This is a genomic window from Pseudoalteromonas porphyrae (assembly GCF_001298125.1).
Classification (GTDB): domain Bacteria; phylum Pseudomonadota; class Gammaproteobacteria; order Enterobacterales; family Alteromonadaceae; genus Pseudoalteromonas; species Pseudoalteromonas neustonica.
Genome location: NZ_LHPH01000007.1, coordinates 224,156 through 246,948, shown reverse-complemented (window position 1 = coordinate 246,948; position 22,793 = coordinate 224,156). Strand labels below are relative to the sequence as shown.

The 22,793-nt window shown below is 38.8% G+C and carries 21 protein-coding genes, 1 tRNA gene and 2 pseudogenes; 7 read left to right on the top strand and 17 right to left on the bottom strand.

What is annotated here, in order from left to right:
* Window positions 1-54: 54 nt before the first annotated feature.
* Entirely contained in the window at window positions 55-513 is a 459-nt protein-coding gene (locus ADS77_RS08125) for an LPP20 family lipoprotein (RefSeq protein ID WP_054203371.1), read from the bottom strand.
* A 158-nt stretch (window positions 514-671) separates the two neighbouring features.
* Here ADS77_RS08125 and ADS77_RS08120 point away from each other — a divergent pair, with 158 nt between their 5' ends.
* Window positions 672-1,865 carry a flagellar assembly protein FlgT gene (locus ADS77_RS08120; RefSeq protein WP_054453849.1) on the top strand — a complete coding sequence of 398 codons (1,194 nt, stop codon included), beginning with the start codon at window positions 672-674 and terminating at the stop codon, window positions 1,863-1,865.
* An 82-nt stretch (window positions 1,866-1,947) separates the two neighbouring features.
* Here the strand turns inward: ADS77_RS08120 and ADS77_RS08115 are convergent, their stop codons facing one another.
* Both ADS77_RS08115 and ADS77_RS08110 read right to left on the bottom strand, forming a co-directional pair.
* On the bottom strand, window positions 1,948-2,694 hold the full coding sequence (locus ADS77_RS08115) for a hypothetical protein (RefSeq protein ID WP_235575738.1): 747 nt from the start codon (window positions 2,692-2,694) through the stop codon (window positions 1,948-1,950).
* Window positions 2,695-3,079: 385 nt separating this feature from the next.
* Window positions 3,080-3,982, bottom strand: a complete 903-nt coding sequence (locus ADS77_RS08110; RefSeq protein WP_054203377.1) for a LysR substrate-binding domain-containing protein — start codon at window positions 3,980-3,982, stop codon at window positions 3,080-3,082.
* A 113-nt stretch (window positions 3,983-4,095) separates the two neighbouring features.
* Here ADS77_RS08110 and ADS77_RS08105 point away from each other — a divergent pair, with 113 nt between their 5' ends.
* From ADS77_RS08105 to ADS77_RS08095, 3 genes are all read left to right on the top strand, one after another.
* Window positions 4,096-4,824, top strand: coding sequence for a glutathione peroxidase (locus tag ADS77_RS08105; RefSeq protein ID WP_054203378.1), 729 nt, complete (start codon window positions 4,096-4,098; stop codon window positions 4,822-4,824).
* An 81-nt stretch (window positions 4,825-4,905) separates the two neighbouring features.
* Window positions 4,906-6,354, top strand: a complete 1,449-nt coding sequence (locus ADS77_RS08100) for a dihydrolipoyl dehydrogenase (RefSeq protein ID WP_054203379.1) — start codon at window positions 4,906-4,908, stop codon at window positions 6,352-6,354.
* A gap of 453 nt (window positions 6,355-6,807) precedes the next feature.
* A complete protein-coding gene (locus ADS77_RS08095) occupies window positions 6,808-8,142 on the top strand; it encodes an ATP-binding protein (RefSeq protein WP_054453935.1) in 1,335 nt (444 codons plus the stop codon).
* A gap of 205 nt (window positions 8,143-8,347) precedes the next feature.
* On the opposite strand, the pseudogene ADS77_RS22670 reads toward ADS77_RS08095, so the two are convergent.
* From ADS77_RS22670 to ADS77_RS08085, 3 genes and pseudogenes are all read right to left on the bottom strand, one after another.
* A pseudogene (locus ADS77_RS22670) lies at window positions 8,348-8,580 on the bottom strand (hypothetical protein); the annotation flags it as partial.
* 45 nt (window positions 8,581-8,625) lie between these two features.
* Entirely contained in the window at window positions 8,626-9,090 is a 465-nt protein-coding gene (locus ADS77_RS08090; RefSeq protein ID WP_054453847.1) for a hypothetical protein, read from the bottom strand.
* Between the two features lie 125 nt (window positions 9,091-9,215).
* Window positions 9,216-9,506, bottom strand: a pseudogene (locus tag ADS77_RS08085) (transposase); the annotation flags it as partial.
* Window positions 9,507-9,866: 360 nt separating this feature from the next.
* On the opposite strand from ADS77_RS08085, the gene ADS77_RS08080 reads away from it, so the two are divergent.
* From ADS77_RS08080 to ADS77_RS08070, 3 genes are read left to right on the top strand one after another with little or no spacing between them, the layout of a single operon-like run.
* Complete coding sequence (locus ADS77_RS08080) at window positions 9,867-10,868, top strand: ABC-three component system protein (protein WP_054453843.1); 1,002 nt, start codon at window positions 9,867-9,869, stop codon at window positions 10,866-10,868.
* A complete protein-coding gene (locus ADS77_RS08075; RefSeq protein ID WP_054453841.1) occupies window positions 10,856-11,281 on the top strand; it encodes an ABC-three component system middle component 2 in 426 nt (141 codons plus the stop codon). Before ADS77_RS08080 ends, ADS77_RS08075 begins: the two co-directional genes overlap by 13 nt.
* Before the next feature lie 8 nt (window positions 11,282-11,289).
* Entirely contained in the window at window positions 11,290-13,149 is a 1,860-nt protein-coding gene (locus ADS77_RS08070) for a hypothetical protein (RefSeq protein WP_054453839.1), read from the top strand.
* 65 nt (window positions 13,150-13,214) lie between these two features.
* Here ADS77_RS08070 and ADS77_RS08065 read toward each other — a convergent pair.
* The 11 genes from ADS77_RS08065 to rppH all read right to left on the bottom strand — a co-directional run bounded on the left by ADS77_RS08065 (window position 13,215) and on the right by rppH (window position 22,490).
* Window positions 13,215-13,289, bottom strand: a tRNA-Arg gene (locus ADS77_RS08065).
* A gap of 5 nt (window positions 13,290-13,294) precedes the next feature.
* On the bottom strand, window positions 13,295-13,495 hold the full coding sequence (locus ADS77_RS08060; RefSeq protein WP_200909643.1) for a hypothetical protein: 201 nt from the start codon (window positions 13,493-13,495) through the stop codon (window positions 13,295-13,297).
* 26 nt (window positions 13,496-13,521) lie between these two features.
* Window positions 13,522-14,175 carry a FlgO family outer membrane protein gene (locus tag ADS77_RS08055; RefSeq protein WP_054453837.1) on the bottom strand — a complete coding sequence of 218 codons (654 nt, stop codon included), beginning with the start codon at window positions 14,173-14,175 and terminating at the stop codon, window positions 13,522-13,524.
* 7 nt (window positions 14,176-14,182) lie between these two features.
* Window positions 14,183-14,860 (bottom strand): FlgO family outer membrane protein, encoded by a 678-nt coding sequence (locus tag ADS77_RS08050; RefSeq protein WP_054453835.1) that lies wholly within the window; start codon window positions 14,858-14,860, stop codon window positions 14,183-14,185.
* 13 nt (window positions 14,861-14,873) lie between these two features.
* Window positions 14,874-15,467, bottom strand: a complete 594-nt coding sequence (locus ADS77_RS08045) for a FlgO family outer membrane protein (RefSeq protein ID WP_054203387.1) — start codon at window positions 15,465-15,467, stop codon at window positions 14,874-14,876.
* Window positions 15,468-15,541: 74 nt separating this feature from the next.
* Window positions 15,542-16,129, bottom strand: coding sequence for an SPOR domain-containing protein (locus ADS77_RS08040; RefSeq protein ID WP_054453833.1), 588 nt, complete (start codon window positions 16,127-16,129; stop codon window positions 15,542-15,544).
* 671 nt (window positions 16,130-16,800) lie between these two features.
* Window positions 16,801-17,652: a thymidylate synthase gene (locus ADS77_RS08035; protein ID WP_054203389.1), complete on the bottom strand. Its 852-nt coding sequence runs from the start codon at window positions 17,650-17,652 to the stop codon at window positions 16,801-16,803.
* A gap of 319 nt (window positions 17,653-17,971) precedes the next feature.
* On the bottom strand, window positions 17,972-18,775 hold the full coding sequence (gene lgt / locus ADS77_RS08030; RefSeq protein ID WP_054203390.1) for a prolipoprotein diacylglyceryl transferase: 804 nt from the start codon (window positions 18,773-18,775) through the stop codon (window positions 17,972-17,974).
* A gap of 12 nt (window positions 18,776-18,787) precedes the next feature.
* On the bottom strand, window positions 18,788-19,597 hold the full coding sequence (locus ADS77_RS08025; protein ID WP_054453831.1) for a sulfite exporter TauE/SafE family protein: 810 nt from the start codon (window positions 19,595-19,597) through the stop codon (window positions 18,788-18,790).
* Between the two features lie 83 nt (window positions 19,598-19,680).
* Entirely contained in the window at window positions 19,681-21,951 is a 2,271-nt protein-coding gene (gene ptsP, locus ADS77_RS08020; RefSeq protein WP_054453828.1) for a phosphoenolpyruvate--protein phosphotransferase, read from the bottom strand.
* A 20-nt stretch (window positions 21,952-21,971) separates the two neighbouring features.
* The gene (rppH, locus tag ADS77_RS08015) at window positions 21,972-22,490 is read right to left on the bottom strand and encodes an RNA pyrophosphohydrolase (RefSeq protein WP_054203393.1); all 519 of its coding nucleotides are present in this window, start codon (window positions 22,488-22,490) and stop codon (window positions 21,972-21,974) included.
* Window positions 22,491-22,793: the final 303 nt, after the last annotated feature.

Genomic DNA, 22,793 nt, shown 5'->3' with positions numbered 1-22,793 from the left:
TACTTAGCACATATCAATAAAAATATAGCGCCTCGGGCATTGCATAACAAACTCTTAGTAATACGTTACTTTTTTAACTTCTCTTGGCTTAATTTCACCAATATATAAATCATGTACCCGCTTCATATCAAGATGCAACTCTGTAGCGTAGGTGTCGCCAACAGCATATGTTTTAACGACCTGCGCGCCTTTAATCACCCCTTGAACTTGACTTTGTAGCCGATCATTTTGCGCAATACTGCCTTGCACTGTTGTACCAGCGGTAATTTTTTGCCCATACACTTGCTCAGCAAGCTCACGGTAAGCTTCAAGCTTAGATGCTTTAATTGCCATGAGTGAACGTTGTGACTGGTTTTCCCCCTGTTGAGCGCTTATGGGGGCATACCCTATTGCTTTTAATATTGGGTAGTTATCTGGCTCTACATACTTATATTCCACATGTTTATCAAAAATACTACTACAGCCAGCTAAGCTCAGGCTTGCTAAAGTACAAAACAAAATTACAGTACGCATGGCATTTTCACGCTTTTAAAGAGTCATAATCGTCAAATTAATGCACAATTAATGCCAAGGTTAGTGTGTAATTCTGTTTTAAAAGCCTATAATTAAACAACTGGTACAGTCCTTGCTCTGTTATTCATAATAGCAAATGTAGGTATGGGGTTAGGAAAATGAAACGCGTGTTATCAATTATAGTGATCATCACTAGCTGGCTAAGCATTAGCTTTTTCTCTGTAAATGCATTTGCGCAATGGTACGAATCAACCGGCCACGCCAGTATTAAAAATAACGATATTAGCGGCGCTAAGTCAGCGGCTATAAAAGATGCGATCACGCAGGCATTAGTGTTCTCTGGTGCACGCGTTACGTCAATGCAAACCTTAGTTGACGGCGTGCTAATGCAAGATCAGTTAAAAATAAAAAGCCACGGTGAAATTCAAAAAATAGAGATGATCAGCGAAGACCGAAGATCTGACCAGCTCGCGATTACGTTGCGTTTAGATATTTTCCCACAACAAGAGCACTGCCCGGCAAGCCAATTTAATAAATTTGTTGCGATCACTCAGACCCAATTAGTCAATCGTGAACAAGCAATGATGGGTCAAATTTTTGACATTGACAAAGCCACCAGCGAATCTCTCTATAAGACTTTAAATAAGTCGGCCATGAACGCTAAGCCCACCGCCTACTTTAATTTTCCTATTCGCGTTGGTGAGTTTTTTAATCAGCAATACGATTACAGTAACGCCCTATTAGAAGAAATTGCTATGCGCAGCAATTCGCAATACGTGTTATTAAGCCAAATGGTCGACATTTCAAATAGCGACAAACTTAATAGCGACTATGCCTTTTGGCAAGATGAAACATACCAACGTTCATACAAGGTCGACTTTGCACTATTTGATGGCACCACCTATGAGCGATTATGGCAAAAAAGCTATCGTAGCCAAGCTATTTGGCCTTTTGAAAAAACCGAGATTATTGATGTATTTAGCGAAAAATTTTGGGGCTCTGATTATGGTAAAAGCATCGAAGAAATAAACCAAACAGCGAGTTACGACTTACAAGCAGCAATGGCGTGCCTTGAAACACAAGGTAAGATTTTACATATTGAAAACGATAAATTAATTATTAATTTAGGGAAAGCGCACGGCCTAGAAAAAGGCCAGTTATTAAGTATTGCCCACCATAACTATTTAACAGACGCTGCGGGTAATAAAATGCCACACCTGATCACGACATTAAACACAGTACAAGTAAATCAGGTATACCAGCAAAGCGCAGTTGCGGTCAGTGTGAATCAGCAACCTTTACCCAACATTCAAATTAATGATGTAGTACAGTTAATTAACTTAGAGCCTTAGTCAATTATCGAGGTTGGTATTGGTATCGTGCGCAGCACAATTAAATACCATTACCGCCCCAAAAAAAAGTGCAGTTTTACGCTTATAATCCTTCATATTCAGCTTCCCTTGGCTTTAAAATATGTTCTTGGCAAGTCATTTTGTTCCAACAATCTGTTTCGGGTACACCGTAATACCAGGCTCGAAAAATCGGTTGATACTTTTCAATCACCCGTTGTTGCATACGTTTTGAAAAATGAGGTAAGTAAAAAGTTTTTATCACCGTAATGTGCCTTGTGATCGTATTTCCTAAATTAAAGCGCGCTTGGCGATACCGAATGTCTGCTTTTTTATATTCCCTGCTATCAGGTGTAAAGTTTTGCATGTCTTGTTTAGGGCCAGTCGCCCACCCAGCTACTTTATTCATTTGTTCAGCAAACGGCTTAACGGTAAACGTGATATGTATGGGGTCATCAGCATCGGTGGGCCCAAAGCCTCGCGGAAATCCGCCTTGGTGATAATTAGGATGGGTAACCGTAAACTCAATCGATGCATAGGCATTGGGCTGTAATAAATCCAAACGCTCGCGTGGGAAGGTAATTGGCTCATTAGCATAGGCAGCTTTAAAATATTTATAACCAAATTCAATACCACAACTACTGTGGCCACACGACTCTGAATAGGCCGACTTTATCAAAAAAGGAAATTCTGGCACTGAGCCATCTTCTGTTTCAATCGTCACAACAATAGGCCCACGATAACCATGCGCTTTATCAAATAAAAAATCACAGCCTGATGTCAAAAAACACGCAAGCACTACACTACTCATGGTCATTACTAAATTTTTCACACTATTAACCTTCTATTTTAATAATTATTTAGCGCTAATTAGACTCAACCTTTTTACCTGACTGCGCGACAATTGTGCAATTAAAGAATCTATAGCATTTACTCTTGAAGCTGCTGTGACTACCAAAAGTGACGTTTTTTTTCAAAAGAGGAAGGAGTGAGATTAACGGTGAGAAAATATGAATATTCGCTTTATTATAATCACTTCCATATGATGAAAATAAAAAGCAGAGCTTAACTCTGCCTTTAAAAACAACTTTACATTAATATCACCCAGCCGTTTCAAAAAACCTATATAAACAAACAAAAAAGGTATTTAATAATTAGGCTAAAAATAAAAAACCATAACAAAAAACTAGAATAATCACGTTTTAATAAAATGGGTATTAACGTAGAGCCTTAACCAATTGTTGACCAAGGCTTGGGTGTTCACTGAGCCATAGAGCTAATTTATCTACCCCTGCCAAATGGGGGTAATGTTTACGACTCGCAAGCACAATGCTGCGTTGTTGAGGCGGAAATATCGGTAAATAACTAATGCCAGCGCGCTCAACGCATGCCAGCTTTGGCACAAACGTTACACCATCATCCATAGCTACTAGCGCAAGTAATGTCTCAAGGCTGTTCCCTAAATATTCATTTGAGACATCGACCCCTGCGGCAAAACAAAACTGCTGCGCTTGATCTTTAAAGCAGTGCCCATCGCTAAGCATTAATAAGCTACATGAGCGTAGTTCGTCTAAGGCAATTTTATCGCGCTGTGCTAATGTATTTTGCTCAGACATTGCCACTAAAAAATCTTCTTTGTATAAATTAACTGTATGATAAAGTTTAAGTTCAGGCACATCTGCTAGTATAGCGATGTCGAGTTCGCCGTTATCAAGCGCATTTAATAATGTGGCGGTTTGCATTTCAACAAAGGCAAATTGACTCTGCGCAAACGCTTCTTTCATCGATGTGAGTAAAGTAGGTAATAAATACGGTGCAATTGTTGGAATAATGCCTATTCTTACTTTACCTTGTAGTGGCGCCGATGAGGTGGCCGCTAGCTCTTTTAATATTTGGGTTTGCTCTAAGATCACTTTGATCTGCGTTAACAAACGTTCACCCTGCGTGGTTAAAGTAACGTGCTTGGTAGAGCGGTCAAATAGTGTGACTCCTAGCTCGTGTTCTAATTTTTTTATTTGACCACTCAGGGTGGGTTGACTGACATAACAGGCATCGGCTGCTTTACGAAAATGCTTAAAGTGCGCAACAGCTTTTACATATTCTAAGTCTTTTAAATTCATTGCAAACTCACTACTAATCGGTATTACCTATCACTATAATACAAACAAACGATTGGAACTATTGTTAATTTACACGCATAATGGCTATCAACAAATCAAGAGGAACAAAAAACATGTTAAAGAATATTGAAGGTCAAACAATCCCACAAGTTACATTCGCAACGCGTCAAAACGACGAGTGGAAATCAGTGACTACTGATGAAATTTTTAAAGGTAAAACAGTTGTTGTGTTTTCACTACCGGGTGCATTTACACCAACGTGTTCATCTACACACTTACCACGCTATAACGAGTTAGCGGGTGTGCTTAAACAAAATGGCGTAGATGAAATTGTATGTTTATCAGTAAACGACACCTTTGTAATGAACGCATGGTCCGCTGACCAAGAAGCACAAAACATCACTGTATTACCTGACGGTAACGGCGAATTCACTGACGGCATGGGCATGTTAGTTGATAAAAGCGAGATAGGTTTTGGCAAACGTAGCTGGCGCTATTCAATGCTGGTTAAAGATGGCGTGATTGACAAAATGTTTATCGAACCAGATTTACCAGGTGACCCGTTTGAAGTATCAGACGCAGACACAATGCTTGAGTACATCAACCCAGAGCAAGTTAAGCCTCAAGCAGTAAGCTTATTTACTAAACCTGGCTGCCCATTTTGTAAAAAAGCGAAAGCATTATTGACTGAGAAAGGTCTTGTGTATGAAGAGATCATTATGGGTGCAGGCGCATCACTAACGAGCCTTAAAGCAATCTCTGGCCGTGAAACTGTGCCACAAGTATTTATCGGCGGAAAGCACATTGGTGGCTCTGACGATTTAGAAAAATATTTTGCTTAATATTTAACACCCCTCGCATAATTAATATTAGGGGCTAACAGCCCCTTTTTTTTGCCAAATATTCGCAAACAGGATACCACTATGAAAGAACTGCAAACCGACGTTGTTGTAATTGGTGCTGGCACCGCAGGCTTAAGCGCATACCGCAACGCAAAACAACACACAGCTAACGTATTAATGATTGAAGCAGGCCCATACGGTACAACCTGTGCGCGTGTTGGTTGTATGCCGAGTAAGTTATTAATTGCCGCAGCAGAAGCCGCACACGCTATTGAAGCGGCACCTGCGTTTGGTGTGCATAGCTCAAAGCCTACTATTAACGGTAAAGAAGTCATGGCACGAGTGCGCAGCGAACGTGACCGTTTTGCAGGATTTGTAGTAGAAGCCGTAGATGAAATACCCGCTGATGATAAAATTCGTGGTTATGCTAAGTTTTTAGATACAAATCGTGTGCAAATTGACGACCACACAATTATTACAGCCAAACGTTTTGTTATTGCCACCGGTTCGCGACCTGCATACCCAGGCGTATTTAATAACTTTGGCGACAGACTCATTATTAACGACGACGTGTTCGATTGGCAGGATCTACCTGAATCAGTTGCCGTATTTGGCCCCGGCGTTATTGGCCTTGAAATAGGGCAAGCTTTACACCGTTTAGGCGTTAACGTTAAACTATTTGGTGTAGGTGGCGCGATTGGCCCAGTGACTGATCCAGTTATTAAAGATTACGCAAATACCGTATTCGCGGAAGAGTTTTATGTTGATACCGATTCCAATGTCTCTGATATGAAACACGTTGGTGATAAAGCACAACTTACCTATGTAGACAAAAACGGTGAAAAACAAACAGAGCAATTTGATTATGTGCTAGCAGCCACAGGTCGCGTGCCAAATACCGATAAACTAGGCCTTGAAAACACAGGTATTGAGCTTGATGAACGCGGCGTGCCGCTTGCCAATAAATACACCATGCAATGTGGCGATTCAAACATATTTATCGCAGGGGATGCCAGTAACATGATCCCTCTATTACATGAAGCCAGCGATCAAGGTACTATCGCAGGGCAAAATGCAGGACGATTCCCTAATGTACAATCCGGCCTGCGCCGTGCACCTATTGCCGCAGTATTTAGCGACCCACAAATTGCCATGGTGGGTGAAAGCTACAAGCAAATAACCGCCCGCTTTGGTGAGTGCGGTTGTTTTGAAATTGGTGAAGTCAGCTTTGAAAACCAAGGCCGAAGCCGCGTAATGCTAAAGAACAAAGGCCACATGCGTTTATACGCAGAGCAAGGCACTGGCTTGTTTTTAGGTGCTGAGTTTATCGGTCCACAAGCCGAGCATATCGCCCACTTACTGGCATGGGCTGTACAAAACAAAATGACCGTGCCGCAAATGCTCGACATGCCATTTTATCACCCAGTAATTGAAGAAGGCCTACGTACCGCCCTGCGTGATTTAAATGCCAAACTTAAATTTGGCCCAGACATTATCAACCAATGTATGGAATGTGGCCCGGGGAATTAGGGGGTAGGTTACTAGAGGAGGCCTAGGCCTCCTTTGTACTATTTAAAACAATTAATAAAAGTTCAACAAAATAAACTTTTCAATTTAAGTTCGCAGTTGCTAAGGTTGCTGCGCAGTTTATGTGTAAGTTTTCGCTATAGCTGCTGTGTTGCCATGCATCACCCTATATATTTTTCACACAAATTAAACGTTAGTAAAAATATGAAAATACAAACTTTATGATGAGTGTCATTTTTATTTAATATCTTCGCGATCCCTCAAAAGCGACTGTACAACAAGGTAAAACATCACCGTTTAAAATGGCAGTAAATTTAATTCATACAACACAACCACATTTATTCGCGCATAAAAACGTGGGAAACATCATTTATTCGCGCATAAAAGTGTAAAAACTTGCATTTGTTCGCGCAATAAAGTGTAATTGATCATCTAATGAGTAATGCGAGACCTGCCATGCAACGATTAATTTTAGAAAAGTTACTAGGTTGGAAATCTAAACCTACACGAAAACCATTATTAATTGATGGCGCTCGCCAAACAGGTAAAACTTATTTATTACAAACTCTATTAGGCAGTACCTTTGCAAACGTGATTCGAATCGATTTTTTAGAATCCCCACAAATGAGCGAAGCATTCGCTGATTCGTTATCGCCCGATAACGTACTATCTAATATTGAGCTACTTACAGGAAAAACGTTTGACCCTAATACAGATCTACTGATCCTTGATGAAATAGGCGAATGCCCTAAAGCAGTCACATCCCTCAAATACTTTGCTGAACAAGCGCCGCATATGCACATTGCTGCCAGTGGTTCTAATATCGGTTTATTAAACTCCTTCCCGGTTGGTAAGGTGGAACAGCATAATCTACGCCCTCTCACATTTCGTGAATTCCTGATCGCCTCAAAAGAAACCGCTCTAATTAAGGCATTTGCAGCGCAAACAAACTCAAGTGCAGCACATAGTAAATTATTTTCAAAACTCACTGATTATTACTTTACTGGTGGTATGCCAGAAGCTGTAAATACATGGTTTGATTTATCTGCTCACAGTATCATTGACCGCGTTCAAGCTGTAACAGATATTCATAAAAATTTAGTACTGGGGTATCAACGAGACTTCGGAAAATACTCAGGAAAAGTAGATGCAGGTTTAATCGAAGCTGTATTTAACAATGTTCCAGCACAGTTATCTTCAGTTATGGATGAATCGGTTAATCGCTTTAAATTTAAAGGAGTGCACGATAAAAAATCTCGCTATGGTGATTTTGAAAGCGCTATTTCTTGGTTAAACAAGTGCCGCTTGATACTCAAAAACCACCCTATTGATAGCACACCTAAAAGCCCATTAGCAGCATATAAAAAAGACAACATCGTTAAATTATTTCTTTTTGATGTGGGCTTATTAAATCATATGCTAAACATTGGGTATAAAGAAATAAAACAACAAGGCTATGAATACAAAGGCTTTGTGGCCGAAAACTTTGTACAACAGGAACTTGCTGCACAAGGCATTGACCCAACATATTCATGGGGTGATGCAAGAGCGGAGATCGAATTTGTGCTCTCTGATGACGAAGGCAACATACTGCCTATCGAAGTAAAAAGTGGTAAACGCACCAAAGCAAAATCACTGCAATCGTACATAAATAAATGCCAGCCAATCAAAACAATTAAACTCACAGGCACGCAAGGCTCATCATCACTGGAAAAGGAATATATTGTCCTCCCGCTCTACTACAGTGAATATGTAGTAAGCAAACACCTGAGGCTGATGAATTTAATTTGATGATGAATTTAATTTGACACCCATCTTAATTATTTACCGAAAGCAAAAAAGCAAGCGCATCGATTGAAATCAGCAGTAAGTGTACATTTCCAACATAATCACGATTTCGTCCTCCTTAGCTCAGTTCATAAGCGCAGCCCCCTAAATTACAGACATAAATTTTTTTGCCTTAAGGCAATAGTCGACGTTTTAATTATGCTAAAAATTACGCCAGTAGCTTTTCGCAGTTGCTAAGGTTACTGCGCCGTTTTCTATTTAAGTTTTCGCTATAGCTGGTGTGTGATGTTGGCCTGCCTACTGCGCCATGAAATACGCACGCGTAAATTGCGTGGTCAGTTTTAACCAGTTTTCTGGGGAGATATTTACTCTTTCTAATAAGAGTAAGTGTGTACTTTCAATATACCCACGCTTACCTTCTCGTATACAGCGCCCTGTTAAACATTAGGATGGGTGTCATCAACGTTGTTTCTTTTTAGGCATACATTAACCGTGGTGTCGGCGGATATGCTTTACTAAACCTGATTCGTTAAACTCTAATGAAACAATATTAGTTTTACTATATTCAATGGTTTTATCTAAATGCGCAGGCTTAACTTTCCCCCTTTCAGTCATTTTTATAAAAACAACATTAGCCCCTACCATAATTTCGTTTATCTCAATATTGCTATTTATAACTTCATCTTTTAGTTTACCAACCATATCTGAACGGAGTTTCGATTTATCAGTATACGTGAACTTGAATTTAACATGTTCATCGATGAAGTTATCAGATAATAGCGATATATAATGATCTATTTCTTTAGTGGTTGTATTTGGTTGTTGGCGAGCATTTTTGGCTGATACAAATGCCTTTGCTTTCTCGATTAATTGATCTGCCGTGAACTTGTCATTTGCAAAACTTGAAAAAGATAAAATAAGGGATATAAATACTAAAGTTAATTTTTTCACTGAACTCTCCTTGTATGCCTAACAAGCCTGTAGAATAACTCGTATTTAATATATTTTTATTAATGCTTCAACCATAGCTGAGTTCCTATTTTGGTTCAATAACTTTACGATGGGTGTCAACGTTGTTTACTCCAGCGAATAACAATCGCTTTATCATTCAGCCGATTCGCTTTTTTATCATCAACATACAACACTAGGTGCGTGTGGTTGCTCATAACAGCATAAGCACATACATCAATGCAAAATACCTTCGCTAATGCGAGTAACTTATCTTCAACCCAGCCTCTGCGATGCTCAAAAGACTGGCCTGTAAAACGGTCTTCCCCGCACAAAAAAGCACGACGAACGCAACGTGACATACAGTGATAATACTTTGTATCAACCAAACTTATTTGACGTTTTCTTGCAATTGCCATATATCACCCTGTTTATTTTTCACACTAATTAAAAGTTAGTAAAAAATATGAGTAATACAAACTTTAGAATGGGTGTCATCTTTGTTTCTTTTCTGGGGAAATATTAACTCTTTCTAGTAAAGGTAAATGTGTACTTTCAATATACCCGCGTTTACCTTCTCGTATGCAACGCCCTGCTATGCTTTAGGATGGGTGTCAATATTGTTTCCCTAACTTCAAAAATCACTTTTAGCTCGCCATTTGCCAAAATGGCAAAATGGCAAAAAAGATCTTACTTGGAGTTCTGTAAATAACTGTACTGAATAGCTAAATATGCTTATATTAACATACGGTTAATAGTAGCAAGGGTTAATGGAATAAATGATAGATTATAATAGGCAAATACTTGCTCTTAACGATGTAGGGTTAGAAAAGTTGGTAAGAGAGTGGGTTGATAAACAAACTAATAAGTATAAATCTGTTAAACGCTTTGCAGGTGCAGGAGATATGGGCAGGGATGTTGTCGGTTTTAGCACTGAACAAAAACATGAAAGTAGGTGGGATAACTATCAGTGTAAGCAATACAACAAATCACTTCCAACAGCAACTTCAATACTTGAAATCGGAAAAATCATCTACTTCTCACATCAAGGTAACTTCATACTCCCAGAGAACTACTATTTTGTTGCTCCAAAAGGGGTTAATAGAAATCTGGAAAAATATATCTACAATCCTTCGAGTTTTAAAAAAATACTTTTAGATGAATGGGATAATTATTGTAGAGAAAAAATCACAAGCTCTTTCCCTGTTGAACTGACACCTGAATTGATCGAACATATTGAAAATTTCAATTTTTCGTCAATACAAATTATTGATTTAGATACTATTGTAAGTGACCAAACCTTTCGACCAGTCCTTGTTAACTGGTTTGGGGGAGAATTACCTCAGGGGACACTCGAAACAGATGTTCCCGATGAAATTCAAAGCCATGAATCTAACTATATAAAAGAAATACTAGCTGCGTATAGTGATAAAGATAAGAATGTTTACCCTACTTATAAAGACATAAAAGGTCATTCTAGTTTTGAAATCGACTTTGATATGCAAAGAGAACGGTTTTTCAGTGCTGATGCATTTAAACATTTATACAGAGATAATACATTCCAAAAATATACAGAACAATTAGAAAAACAAGTGTTTATGGGAGTTCACCCCTCTTTAATGAATGAGTACGATAATGGGTATCAGCGTATGTGTTCAGTATTGAGTCAAGCAGCAAATATAGAGCCTACAGGAAAGTTATCAGCTAACGCCAGCGTTATGGTTAAACAAGGATATTGTCATCACTTCGTAAATGGAGGGAAGTTTAAATGGATAAAGTGAAAATTTTTAATACAGATGTTGAAGCTGGCCTTAGGAGCATATCTTTACTAAATGCTATATACCCTGAATCAATGGGTTTCGAAGATTTGCTGAAGTTTGATTATATTTTAATTTATTCAGGTGATTTTGAAGGCCCAGATAGTCTTCATCCACAACTACCCAACCGAAAGGGAGAGCTTGCTGTAAGAAGAAGCTTAGTAAGAGAAGGTATAGCCCTAATGAAAAAGTTTGGTATGATTCAATCCAAATGCAGAAAAGGCGGTATCTTTTATTCTGCAACTGAAGAAGTTGAACCATTTCTCAAACTAATGAAATCTGAATACAGCGCTAAGTTAAAAGATAATTCTATTTGGTGCGCAAATAACATAGCATTCTTAAAAAAAGCTAATTTAAATGTTCTTTTCAAGGATTAGGCCTTCTAATGATTAAAACGGATTCAAAAATGCACCTCCACTCAATTTATTTTTTAGGAAACAATGTAAAGCCTAGAGGAGTAAACTTTAATAAGAACGTAAAAATTATAAATGGTGCATCAAATACAGGTAAATCATTTTTAGTTGAATCTTTAGAGTATATGCTAGGTAAAGAATCAATAGATCAGATAGATGAAAGTAAGCAGTATACAGAAATATTACTTAAAGTTACTTTAAATTCAGAAGATTACACCTTTTTAAGGGGCTTCAATTCGAAAGTAGTTGACGTTTTCAGAGGCCATATTGATCAAATAAAATCCTTCAAAGTATTTTCAAGTCTTAAGATTGGTAGTTTAAAGAAAGGAGAGCAAAGCTTCAGTACTTTCCTTATGAAAGAATGGCACCAAGAAGACGTTGAGCTAGTTAAAAACCTTTCAGCTAAAAAAGCAAAACTAACTATAAGGTTACTCTCAAATATTTATATTTCCGAAGAAGATAAAATAATAAGTAAGCACTCTCCAATTGAGAGTGGTATCAGAGATGAAAAAACAACAAACAGAGCGTTATTTACTTATTTACTTACTGGGAATGATAATAGTTCTCTTGATGAATTAATTACCCCAGAAATTTTTAATAGTAAAAAAAGCGGAAGAACTGATTTACTTAATGAGTTAATAGATGATTATAAGTCGGAAGTTACGTTTAAAAATGACTCTCTTCAAACGTTAAAAGAAAGTTTAGAAAAAAATAAACTTATCCAAGATACTATTAAACAAAAACTAAATAATTCACGACAAACCATCGCTTTACTTTTAATAAACAAAAAAGATATCTCTAAAGAAATAGCAACCAACCATCTAAGAATTAACGATATTAAAAGTAATCTATCAAACTTTAAATCACTTAGAGATATTTATGAATCAGATATTAAAAGGTTAGAGTCCCAAGAAGAAGCCGCATTTTTACTATCAAGTAATCACAATGGGTATTGCGGTACATGTGGACAAAAATCTGACAATATTTGTGACGATTTAGAACAATTAGAGATACTTAGGATTGCATCTTTAGCTGAAATACAAAAAATAAAATCTAATAGGAAAGGCTTATTAGAAACAAAAGAAAAACTTGAAAAGCAGCTAATTAATATCGAAATTCAAAATGAAGAACTTAAAAATAAGCTACGTTTTATAGAAGAAGAAATTAATCTAAAGACTCCATTTTTAGAAAGTAATGAAATTTTAAACTCTGAACAAACTGAAAAAAGAGAAGCTATTCTAAGAGAGATTAGCCTATTGGAAAAAATTCACAACCTAAAGCTTAAGCTTCAAGAGGCCGACGGTGAAAAGCCACCAAAAAGATATAAAAGTGAAGACTTTTTGCCAACAGAGGAGGCTATTAATAGCTTTTGTGAAATTTATTCAGAAGTCTTAGATGAAATTAAGTTTCCTGGTAATAAATTAGTTACTTTTGATTACAAAGATTTTGATGTTGTCATCGATGGGAAACATAGAAGACTCAATGGCAAAGGAGTGAGAGCGATCCTGCATTCCGTATTTAAAATAACGTTACTTATATATTGTTCAAGAAAAAAGCTATTCCATCCAAAAGTATTAGTGTTAGATTCCCCTCTAGTGACTTATAGAGATCCAAAGGATAGTAAGCATGGAGAGCTAGACAATGATGAAAAAATCATTGCAAATACAAAACTCAGTTTTCACTTTTTGGACTATTTAAGTAAGCTTTCAAACATAGCTCAATTTATAATTATAGAAAATATAGATATCCCAGCTATAAATGATGAAAATTTCACTGTGGAAACATTTCATGGAAAGAATGCTGTAGGAACAGAGAGAAACGGGTTATTTTGATGCTACATATGTGCTACACAGAAAATAGAAAAGCAGAAATTAAAATTGTAAGCCATTGATTTAATTGGTAGCCCCTGCAGGAATCGAACCTGCAACTGCCCCTTAGGAGGGGGCCGTTATATCCATTTAACTAAGAGGCCACATTCTAGCTTTGCGCTGCTGATAGCTGATAGCTGATAGCTGATAGCTGATAGCTGATAGCTGATAGCTGATAGCTGATAGCTGATAGCTGATAGCTGATAGCTGATAGCTGATAGCTGATAGCTGATAGCTGATAGCTGATAGCTGATAGCTGATAGCTGATAGCTGATAAGAAATTATAACGGTTTATCCCATTTACAATCAAGCAGTTAAATTGATTCTTTAATTAAGTTAGTTAACGCTTGCTCGTTGCAGGTTTATATCTGCGTTATTTAATACAAAATAAGGTAGAATTTTTTGGCTGCTGGCAACCACGCGCTTGCTGTTTACGTCGATTATGCGGGTGTTTACTTCAACGCCGTTACCACGGTAGATTAATGTTCCTGACAGTACATGGCTGGCAAGGTGTCTGCGGGCTAGCTTTTCAATATCGCGTGAAAAAACAAAATCGCCACGTTTGTTTACTAAAACATGGTCAGTGGTTTTAAAGTCCACCACACCGTAACCAAATTTTTGTAATTGGTGAATAAAGCTCTCTGACAACTGGTTGCCTAATTGGCTGCTGTTGTTTAAATGTGCATCTAAATCTACAAACGACGCGACCCCGATTGAAATATCTTCATCAGTGAGCATGGTATCAACCAAATCAAGGGCTATTTGTTCTACATAGTTCACCAAGGTTTTATGGTGTTTAAGAGGTGTGAATTGCGTTGAGTCTTGGTACGCTTTGCCCTCTTTCTCCTCTGCTTGACTGATCCTTTGATCTAAGTGGTCGTTTTGTGTCGGCTGCGCTTTGGCTGAGCCGTCAAACAGGTTACAACCTGCAAGTAATAGTATTGCTACACTTGAGCTAATAAACGCTATACGCTTGATGAGTGTTGTCATTATAACCTCACTTATTCACTTGTTTTAGCATGACACCATCTGTGCGGTAGCTACTATCGAGTGCGTCCACGACTGATTGCGGAATAAATCCTTGGGCTGAGCCTACAACTGCTTTGCTTGTTAAACCAATAATCCGCGCATTAATTAATACTCCACCTTGGTGATTTACCATGGTGCCAGCTAATACATAATTAAAGTTTTGATCTTGGCTTAGCTCTAAGTAATCACGGCTAAATACAAAGTCGCCATTGGGAGTAACACGCATATAGTCGGTGGTTTTAAAGTCAATAACTGGCACGCCAAAGTTATGCAGTTCGTGCATAAAGCTTTCGGCAATCTGATTGCCTAGTAATGTGCCGTCGTTGTAATCGTCATCTAAAAATATAAAGCTGGATACTGCCAACGGTGTTTTGGTGTTCACGTATTGTAGGTTTTCAGCCATGTCTTGCATTATACCGCGCACGTAATGATTAATGTTCTTACGTGTTGGTACATTGATATGGCTGTTGTCGTTCATAACGGCTGTGTTTTGATACAAGGCATTGCTATCGCCGGGCGCTGCAACGCCGCGCTCTTGATTAGCTAATTGAGGGGGGCCTTTTTTTGCAGTGGTGTCGTTGTCATTCATTATGTGCGAACAACCAAAACCCAGCGGCAAGCATAAAGTTAATATTAAGCGTTTCATGATGGGCTCCTAATTAGTATTCGCTGCGATAGATAAACCCATCGCGCTGCTGAATTTTTTCATCTCCCCACATTACGTTAATAGGGATCTCGGTACTTGCTGCTGATACAACGGCGCTGTCATGTGTATTGACCATGCGGGCATTAACAATATAGGCATGTTGTTGCCGTGTTAGCGTGCCGGTGATCACAAAGTCAATATTCTGACGTTTACGTAGTTTGGTTATATCGCGACTTAACATACCATCTGCTATGGGCGATAAGTTAAGGTTATTCTCAAGGCGATACTCAATGATGTTGTAGCCTAGTTGCGTAAATTGCGTTAGTAGGCTTTCTTGTATTTGCTGGCTAAGGCCATCCCCCTGCCCTTGCGCAAGCTCTGAATCAAGCCCATCAGCAAAGTAAAAGCTAGTCACCGCTATACGTGCAGAGCTTTTAAAAGGCCCTTTGATATGGCTTAGCTGTGCGCTCAAATCACCAACATATTGATGAACAGTAAACGGCGCCATTGCTGACTTGGGTGCTACTGTACTACGAGCTGGCGGCTTCTCTGGCGTTAAGCTGCAGGCCGTTAAGCTCAGCAATAAAAAACATAATAAAAGGCGCATAATTGCCATCCTCTATAAACATAACAAATACAAAGCAATTATTATGCCTATTTATATAAAGGCTAGACCGTTTATTATTTACTCTGATAATCAAAGGGTTTATTTGTATAGTTACTAACTAGGCAATCAACTTGATAGTGCTTAAAAGTTTGGCAATCCGCGAGTGCATTTTTATAGTATTTGTAGGCTCCAAACTTAAGCCTATAGACATTCGTATTTTTAACCAGCGCGGTTTCAACATTGGCAATTACACTGCCTTGAAACAAGTTTGGCGCTTTACTTTTTAACGACGCTAAAGTGGTCATTAAGTTAGATTTTTTATTAACCGATGCGATTTGCAGTGAAAATCGCCATTGGATTGGCTTTTGTACAAAAAGCTCTTTTTTTTCTAGCATTAAGGCCGCTGGCCCTATTAAAGCATCCAAGACCTTATTTTTATGTATATATTCAGCGCTATCTATTGGAATATATAAATAAGATAAATTACTCATTTCAGTAAAAGGTGCATAACTGCGACTAAATTTTGGAGTTACCTTCGTTGGTGCACTTATTTTTGGTTGAGCATTATCAGTGTTTTTTTTTGGCTGGTAATGACAGCTTGATATTGATAAACCAACCCATAAAAGGCCGATAAAAGAAAAGCAACGAGTTGTATTGTGCATAAAAGTTCCTGTATGTTGAACATACAATTTCCATGACATTCAATTGCATGGTTTTTTGCTAAGCGTTTACTCCTTTTAACAGCTAAAAATTTTAATTACAGGTATTTCAATACCTTTTCACTAATTTACATTAGTGAAATGTTAATAACCATACATGAGGTGCAAAAACAGCAATTATCACTATCAGATAAAAAAGAACATAATAATAAAGTTGCTATGACGCATCCATTTATCAGCAAAAACAAGCTTAAAACGTAACAATAGAGGGAAGTTGGCATAGTCAGCCAGAAATATGATTAAGTTAGTAACTCAATTTAGCGCTTGATAATGAATTTTAAACACCGCTGTTACACTACTCAGCTCGTTAACATGAGTAATACCCAATAAAAACAATGACTTAGCAAATTTTTATCACATTAATTTAAGAATACAAAAGTGCTTTATACTCTCAAACCGACAATAGGCTTATTACTTATAATTTATACCAATCGATTTAAATATTTAACCATTCTAGCGAGTTAAATCAAGCGCGAACTGCGTTATAAATGGCCAGTAACTTAACACGATTGGTATTAGGTTATTTTTAGTTAAGGAAAGGATGCTTATAATGTAACTGATGATTTATAAAAAGTGCCAATGACACTTTTTATAAATAACTACTCGCTTGTCGTTTAAACCGAAAACGGGTATTTAATTGCGTCATGGCATTGGTAGCCATGCACTTCAAAGTCATCACGGGTAACCCATGTTTCTATGTCTTCAAGTGATTTAATATCAGGGTTAATAGTTAATGTGGGTGATTCAAACGGTTCACGTTTAAGCTGCACATCACGCATCAACTCGAGTTGATTTTCATAAATGTGTGCATTAACAATTTTATGATAGGCCTTACCTGCTTTGTGGCCAGTAATTTGTGCAACTAAAGCGAGTAATACAAAACATTGTATTTGATTAAAGTTTAGGCCAAGTGGTACATCGCAGCTACGCTGATACGAGGTTAAATACAAGGTATCACCCAGCAACGAGAATGTATGCGTGTGCATACATGGGCGAAGGCAGCCTAAATCAAACTCACCAGGGTTGAAAAAGGTAACGATCTCACCTCTATCATCAATGCCATTTTTAAGGTTATCAATCACTTTTTTAAGCTGATCTAGTGGCGTACCGTCAGGGCGTTTCCAATCACGGGCCTGTACGCCATAAACGCGGCCCATGTCGTCATCACCTTTGCGATTTGGATTGTTTAGCCATGCTTGGTTGTCATTGGCATTGGCATCCCATGTCATACACCCAATATCACGAAACTGAGCGGCACTGCTATATCCACGTAAATAACCTAAAAGCTCTGCTATTGCTGCTTTATAGTAGCTTTTACGCGTTGTGATCATTGGAAATTTATTATTCGCAACGTCGTATTCAAGTTCAGCATTAATCACAGTTAAACAGCGTGTACCTGTGCGCTTATTTTCAACCCACACACCTTCGTCAACAATACGCTGACATAACTCTAAATATTGTTTCATTCTTCGCTTCTTTTATTAGGGTCTGTTGACCTTTCAAGGTTGAATTTTCAGCAGCCTGTTTGGTATTTAAGCAAGGCAGCGTCTATGTCGTGTGGTTATTCCCCATAAATAGGTAATAACGCAGCATCAATGCAAACAGGCGCTGCCCTTTGGGTTCTGCCTCGGGCCGATTTACTCTTTGTTGCCTACATAGATGTAGGTAAGGGGCGTGGGCAGGACGCACAAGCTTTGCTCGGTTTTAACTTAGCTCACTCGATTCCAAACCTCGCGTCGCGATTAAACCGCCCCGAGCTTGAACAAATTTTAATCCACAAAGACCCTAAGCTTTGCTAGCAACAGTTGGCTGTGGCTTTTTATACGCCCATATTATCAAACCTAGGCCACCGATGACCATTGGCAATGACAATATTTGCCCCATTGAGATAAACCCACCAAATAAACCTAAGTGCGCATCAGGCTCTCTAAAGTATTCAATACCAAAGCGGAATACGCCGTAACCTAATAAAAATAAGCCTCCTACACTGCCCGCAGGGCGCGACTTTTTAGTAAATAGGTAAAGAATAATAAATAGTACTAAGCCTTCAAAAAATGCTTCATAAAGCTGCGATGGATGACGAGCAAGCGGCCCGCCCGTTGGGAACACCATGGCCCATGGCACATCGGTTGTACGTCCCCAGAGTTCGCCATTAATAAAGTTACCTATGCGCCCAGCTAATAAGCCTACAGGCACTAAAGGCGCTACAAAGTCACCCACTTCTAGCAACTGCTTTTTACGGCTCCAAGCAAAAATACAAATCGCGGTGATCACACCTAATGTACCGCCATGAAAAGACATGCCACCCTGATCTATTCTAAATAAATACAGTGGGTTTTCTAAAAAGTAACTAAACTGGTAAAACAGTACATACCCGATCCGACCACCAAGAATAACCCCTAACATGCCATAAAAAAGTAGGTCGCCGACCTCCTCTTTTGTCCAACCTGAGTTTGGTTTTGCAGCTTGGCGATTTGCCCACCACATTGCAAAAGCAAAACCTATTAAATACATTAAACCGTACCAACGTACGCTTAACGGGCCGACTGTGAAAATGATCGGATCGATTTGTGGAAACTCAAGAGCCATAAAAATTAAACCTTAACTAAAAACCATTTGAAGTGCGATGATGACTAATAATACTGCGAACGCTTTTTTAATCGTTGCAACGGGTAAATAATGTGTCGCTTTTGCACCAATTGGTGCCATAAACCACGACGTAATAACTATACCTAATAATGCGGGTAAATAAACAAAACCTGCAAAACCATGTTCTAAATCGGTTACTTGCCACCCAGCAGACACATACCCAACTGAGCCAAATAGGGCTATGACGATACCACACGCGGCGGCGCAGCCAATTGCTTTTTTAATATCAACTGAAAAATAATTAAGTAACGGAACAATAAGTGCTCCTCCGCCAATCCCTATTAATCCTGATAGTCCGCCCATTATAGCACTTAACGAGCCAATAACAGGACCGCTTGGCATGGGCTTTTCACTCTGTGTTTTACTACGAGTAGATAGCACCATACGCGCTGCTATAAATACCACGCTGGTTGCAAACACTAAGCGCAGTAGTTGCTCTGGGATATAGCTTGCGGCAAAACCACTGATCAATGCGCCTAGCCCTACACCTGACATAACCCAAGGTGCAATATTCCACGGAACATTATTATTTTTATGATGCGCTAATGCGGAAGATGTCGAAGTAAATAAAATAGAGGCTAAGGATGTCGCGATTGCGATTACTAACACATGATCAACCGATGCCACATTAAATTTAACAAGTAAAAGGCTTAAAACAGGCACAATGATTAACCCGCCACCAATTCCGAGCAACCCAGCTAAAAACCCTACAATGCTACCTAATATTGCACAGCTGATAATCAGTATGGCTAAATCCTGCATAGTACACTCTTAAATATAAATTTGTTATATACATATACTAATAGATTATATTGCATGTTCACAGCAAAAAATGACACGGGATATTAGCGGTTTTTAGGGGTATAAAACAATTCCCCCAGATTATGCTCAATCATAAAGCTGCGTGTTAGCCTTAGTACCTGTTTAGCTGTTGACTGCGCTAAACATTCAGCAAGTAATATTTCCATATCACTTACCTTTAAACGCCTTAAAACCCACTTCACTTTACTCAATGAGGAGCTATTCATACTTAAACGACGATAACCCATTGCAATCAGTAGGATTGCCCCCTCAGGTTCACCACCTAATTCACCACACAAACTAAATGGGAGTTCGTATTGTTGGCATTCTGTCGCCACTTTTTGTAGCACTCTTAAAACGGCGGGGTGATAAGGATTAAATAGCTCTGCCACACGTGCATTAGAACGATCGACTGCGAGTAAATATTGCGTTAAATCATTACTGCCTACTGAACAAAAATCTACTTTTTTAGACCACTCGGGCAACATAAAAACACTGGAGGGAACTTCTAGCATTAGGCCTATTTCTGGGCGTTCAATAACGTGTTCTGGAAACTGCTCTTCCAGCTCAAAGTAAGCTTGCTCAAGCAATGCAAAAGACTCATCTACCTCTTCAATACCGCTTATCATTGGCAGCATGATCTTTAAATTACCTAAGCCTATATTGGCTTTGATCATCGCTTTGAGTTGATCTAAAAATAGCTCTGGGTGATCGAGCGTTACGCGTATTCCCCGCCAGCCTAAAAATGGGTTTTCTTCTATGATATCAAAGTAATCGAGTACTTTGTCACCGCCTATATCAAGCGTACGCATGACCACTGGCTCAGGGTGATAACTGGCGAGCACTTCTCTATACCAGTTTTCTTGTTCCGTTTGTGATGGAAACTGGCCTTTTTGCATAAACCATGCCTCGGTTCGATATAACCCGACACCATCACATACTTTGGTATTTGCTTTTTCGGTATTAAGATCAAGCCCTGCATTAAGCAATAGACTGATGTGCTCGCCGTCTAAAGTGATCGCGTCACATTCTTGTTCCGCTACAAACTTATCATTTAATAAATTTTCTTGGTGCTTTAATTGGCGATATTCATCTTGCAGCATTTGCGAAGGAGAAATATATAAACGCCCAGCGTAAGCATCTAGAATCATCAACTTGCCGTCAAACTGCAACAGCGGTAAATCTTCAATCCCCCAAATTGCTGGGATCCCCATTGCGCGTGTTAAAATTGACGCATGGCTATTGGCTGCGCCATTAACACTGACAACCCCAGCTAAATGCCCTTTAGGAACTTCAGCAAGCATTGCTGGCGTAAGTGTGTTTGCGATCAACACCGTATTTTTAGGGTAATTTTTTACTGCATGCTCAGTATTAACTAAATGATGTAAAACCCGTAAACCAATATCTTTAACGTCAACTGCTCGCTCTTTTATATAAGGGTCTTGCATGGCATTAAATTGAGCTATTAGTCGTTCTATTACGATTTTTAACGCACTTTTAGCACACCAACCTTCTTGCAGTTGTGCTTCAACATTTTGCCCTAAGCTTTTTGCATCAAGTAACTGCTGGTAAACATCAAATACCGCCAGTGCTTCTTTAGGAATTGAATCACTTAAAGTCATTGATAGCGTATTAAACTCTTTTCGTGTTGCCGCAACCGCTTGGGTAAATAAACGACGTTGCTCTGTGCTGTTATCGTCTTTTTTTACTTCTATCGATTTAAAGTCTAGCTTTGGTAAAGTAACAAATGCATGCCCTATAGCAATCCCAGGTGCGCCTGAGACCCCTTTCAATACCGACGTTTGGTGAGAAAATTCATCTTGTCGCAGTACTTCTTTAATTTCAGCATGCGCTAATTGTGATGCTAGCTGAGCTGATAAAGTAATTAAAAACGATTCTTCATCTTGGCTAAATAACCGCGCACTTTTTTGCTGCACCACTATAACGCCCAACACTTTTTTTTGGTGTACAACAGGCACTGATAAAAATGCGTTATAACCTTCTTCGTTTACTTCTGGGGAGAGCTTAAAGCGAGGATGCGATTTAGCAAATGCAATATTAATAGGCTCTTCACGTTGCGCAACTAGGCCAACTAAACCTTCTGTGAAGCCAATTCTAAACTTACCAACAGCTTTGGGGTTGAGCCCACGAGTAGCCATTAGTACAAAGTTATCTTGACTGTAATCAGCAAAATAAATGGAGCAGCACTGGGTATTCATGGCATCTTTCACCATTTCGACAAAACATGCTAATGCACTCTCTAAACTCGCTTGATGCGAGACAGATTCGGCAATAGCTCTGAGTGTAGCCAGCATAATACTGCTCCTTTATATTTTTACCTTTTATGACGCCACGTGTCTTTGGTTTGTTCACGCTTGTTAAATGGCATTGCAAATGGAGCAAACTCTTTCATTACTCGCCTATAAACATCCCGTTTAAAAGACACCACTTGCCTAACTGGGTACCAATAACTCACCCAGCGCCAATCATCAAACTCAGGGTGATGTGTTTTAAGTAAGTCTACATCTTCGTCTTTACAGCGAAGTTTCAGTAAGAACCATTTTTGTTTTTGCCCAATACACACCGGACTTGAGTCGCGGCGTATCAAACGCTTGGGTAATTTATAACGTAACCAATGTTTTGAACTTGCGACAATTTCTACATCTTCCGGACGCAAGCCGACTTCTTCGTGTAATTCACGGAACATGGTCTGCTCTGGCGTTTCACCACTGTCGACACCTCCTTGCGGAAATTGCCAAGAATGTTGACCATAACGTCGAGCCCAAAAGACTTGTCCTTGATTATTGCAAATTACAATTCCGACATTGGCACGAAAACCTTCGGCATCAATCACCTTAGTGCCTCATTTGTAAGTCGATTTTTAATGATTGTTCCACATTAGCTGCAATACGGCAAACACTATTATACCCAAGTCACTTCAAGACGTAGAATTGAGCATTCCATAGGGACTGAGTATCAAGGTGTTACTTTACAATAAGGGTATTCTCTTTTAAAAAATAACAACATAGGGAGTTAGTTTCAGTGAAACGTCTTACGGGTTGGTTTAAAAGCGATTTATACTGCGTTATTGATTTTAACAAGGGAGCAACCATTATTTGCAATCAATGCCTTGTCTAAATCACTTTTAATTCCAACT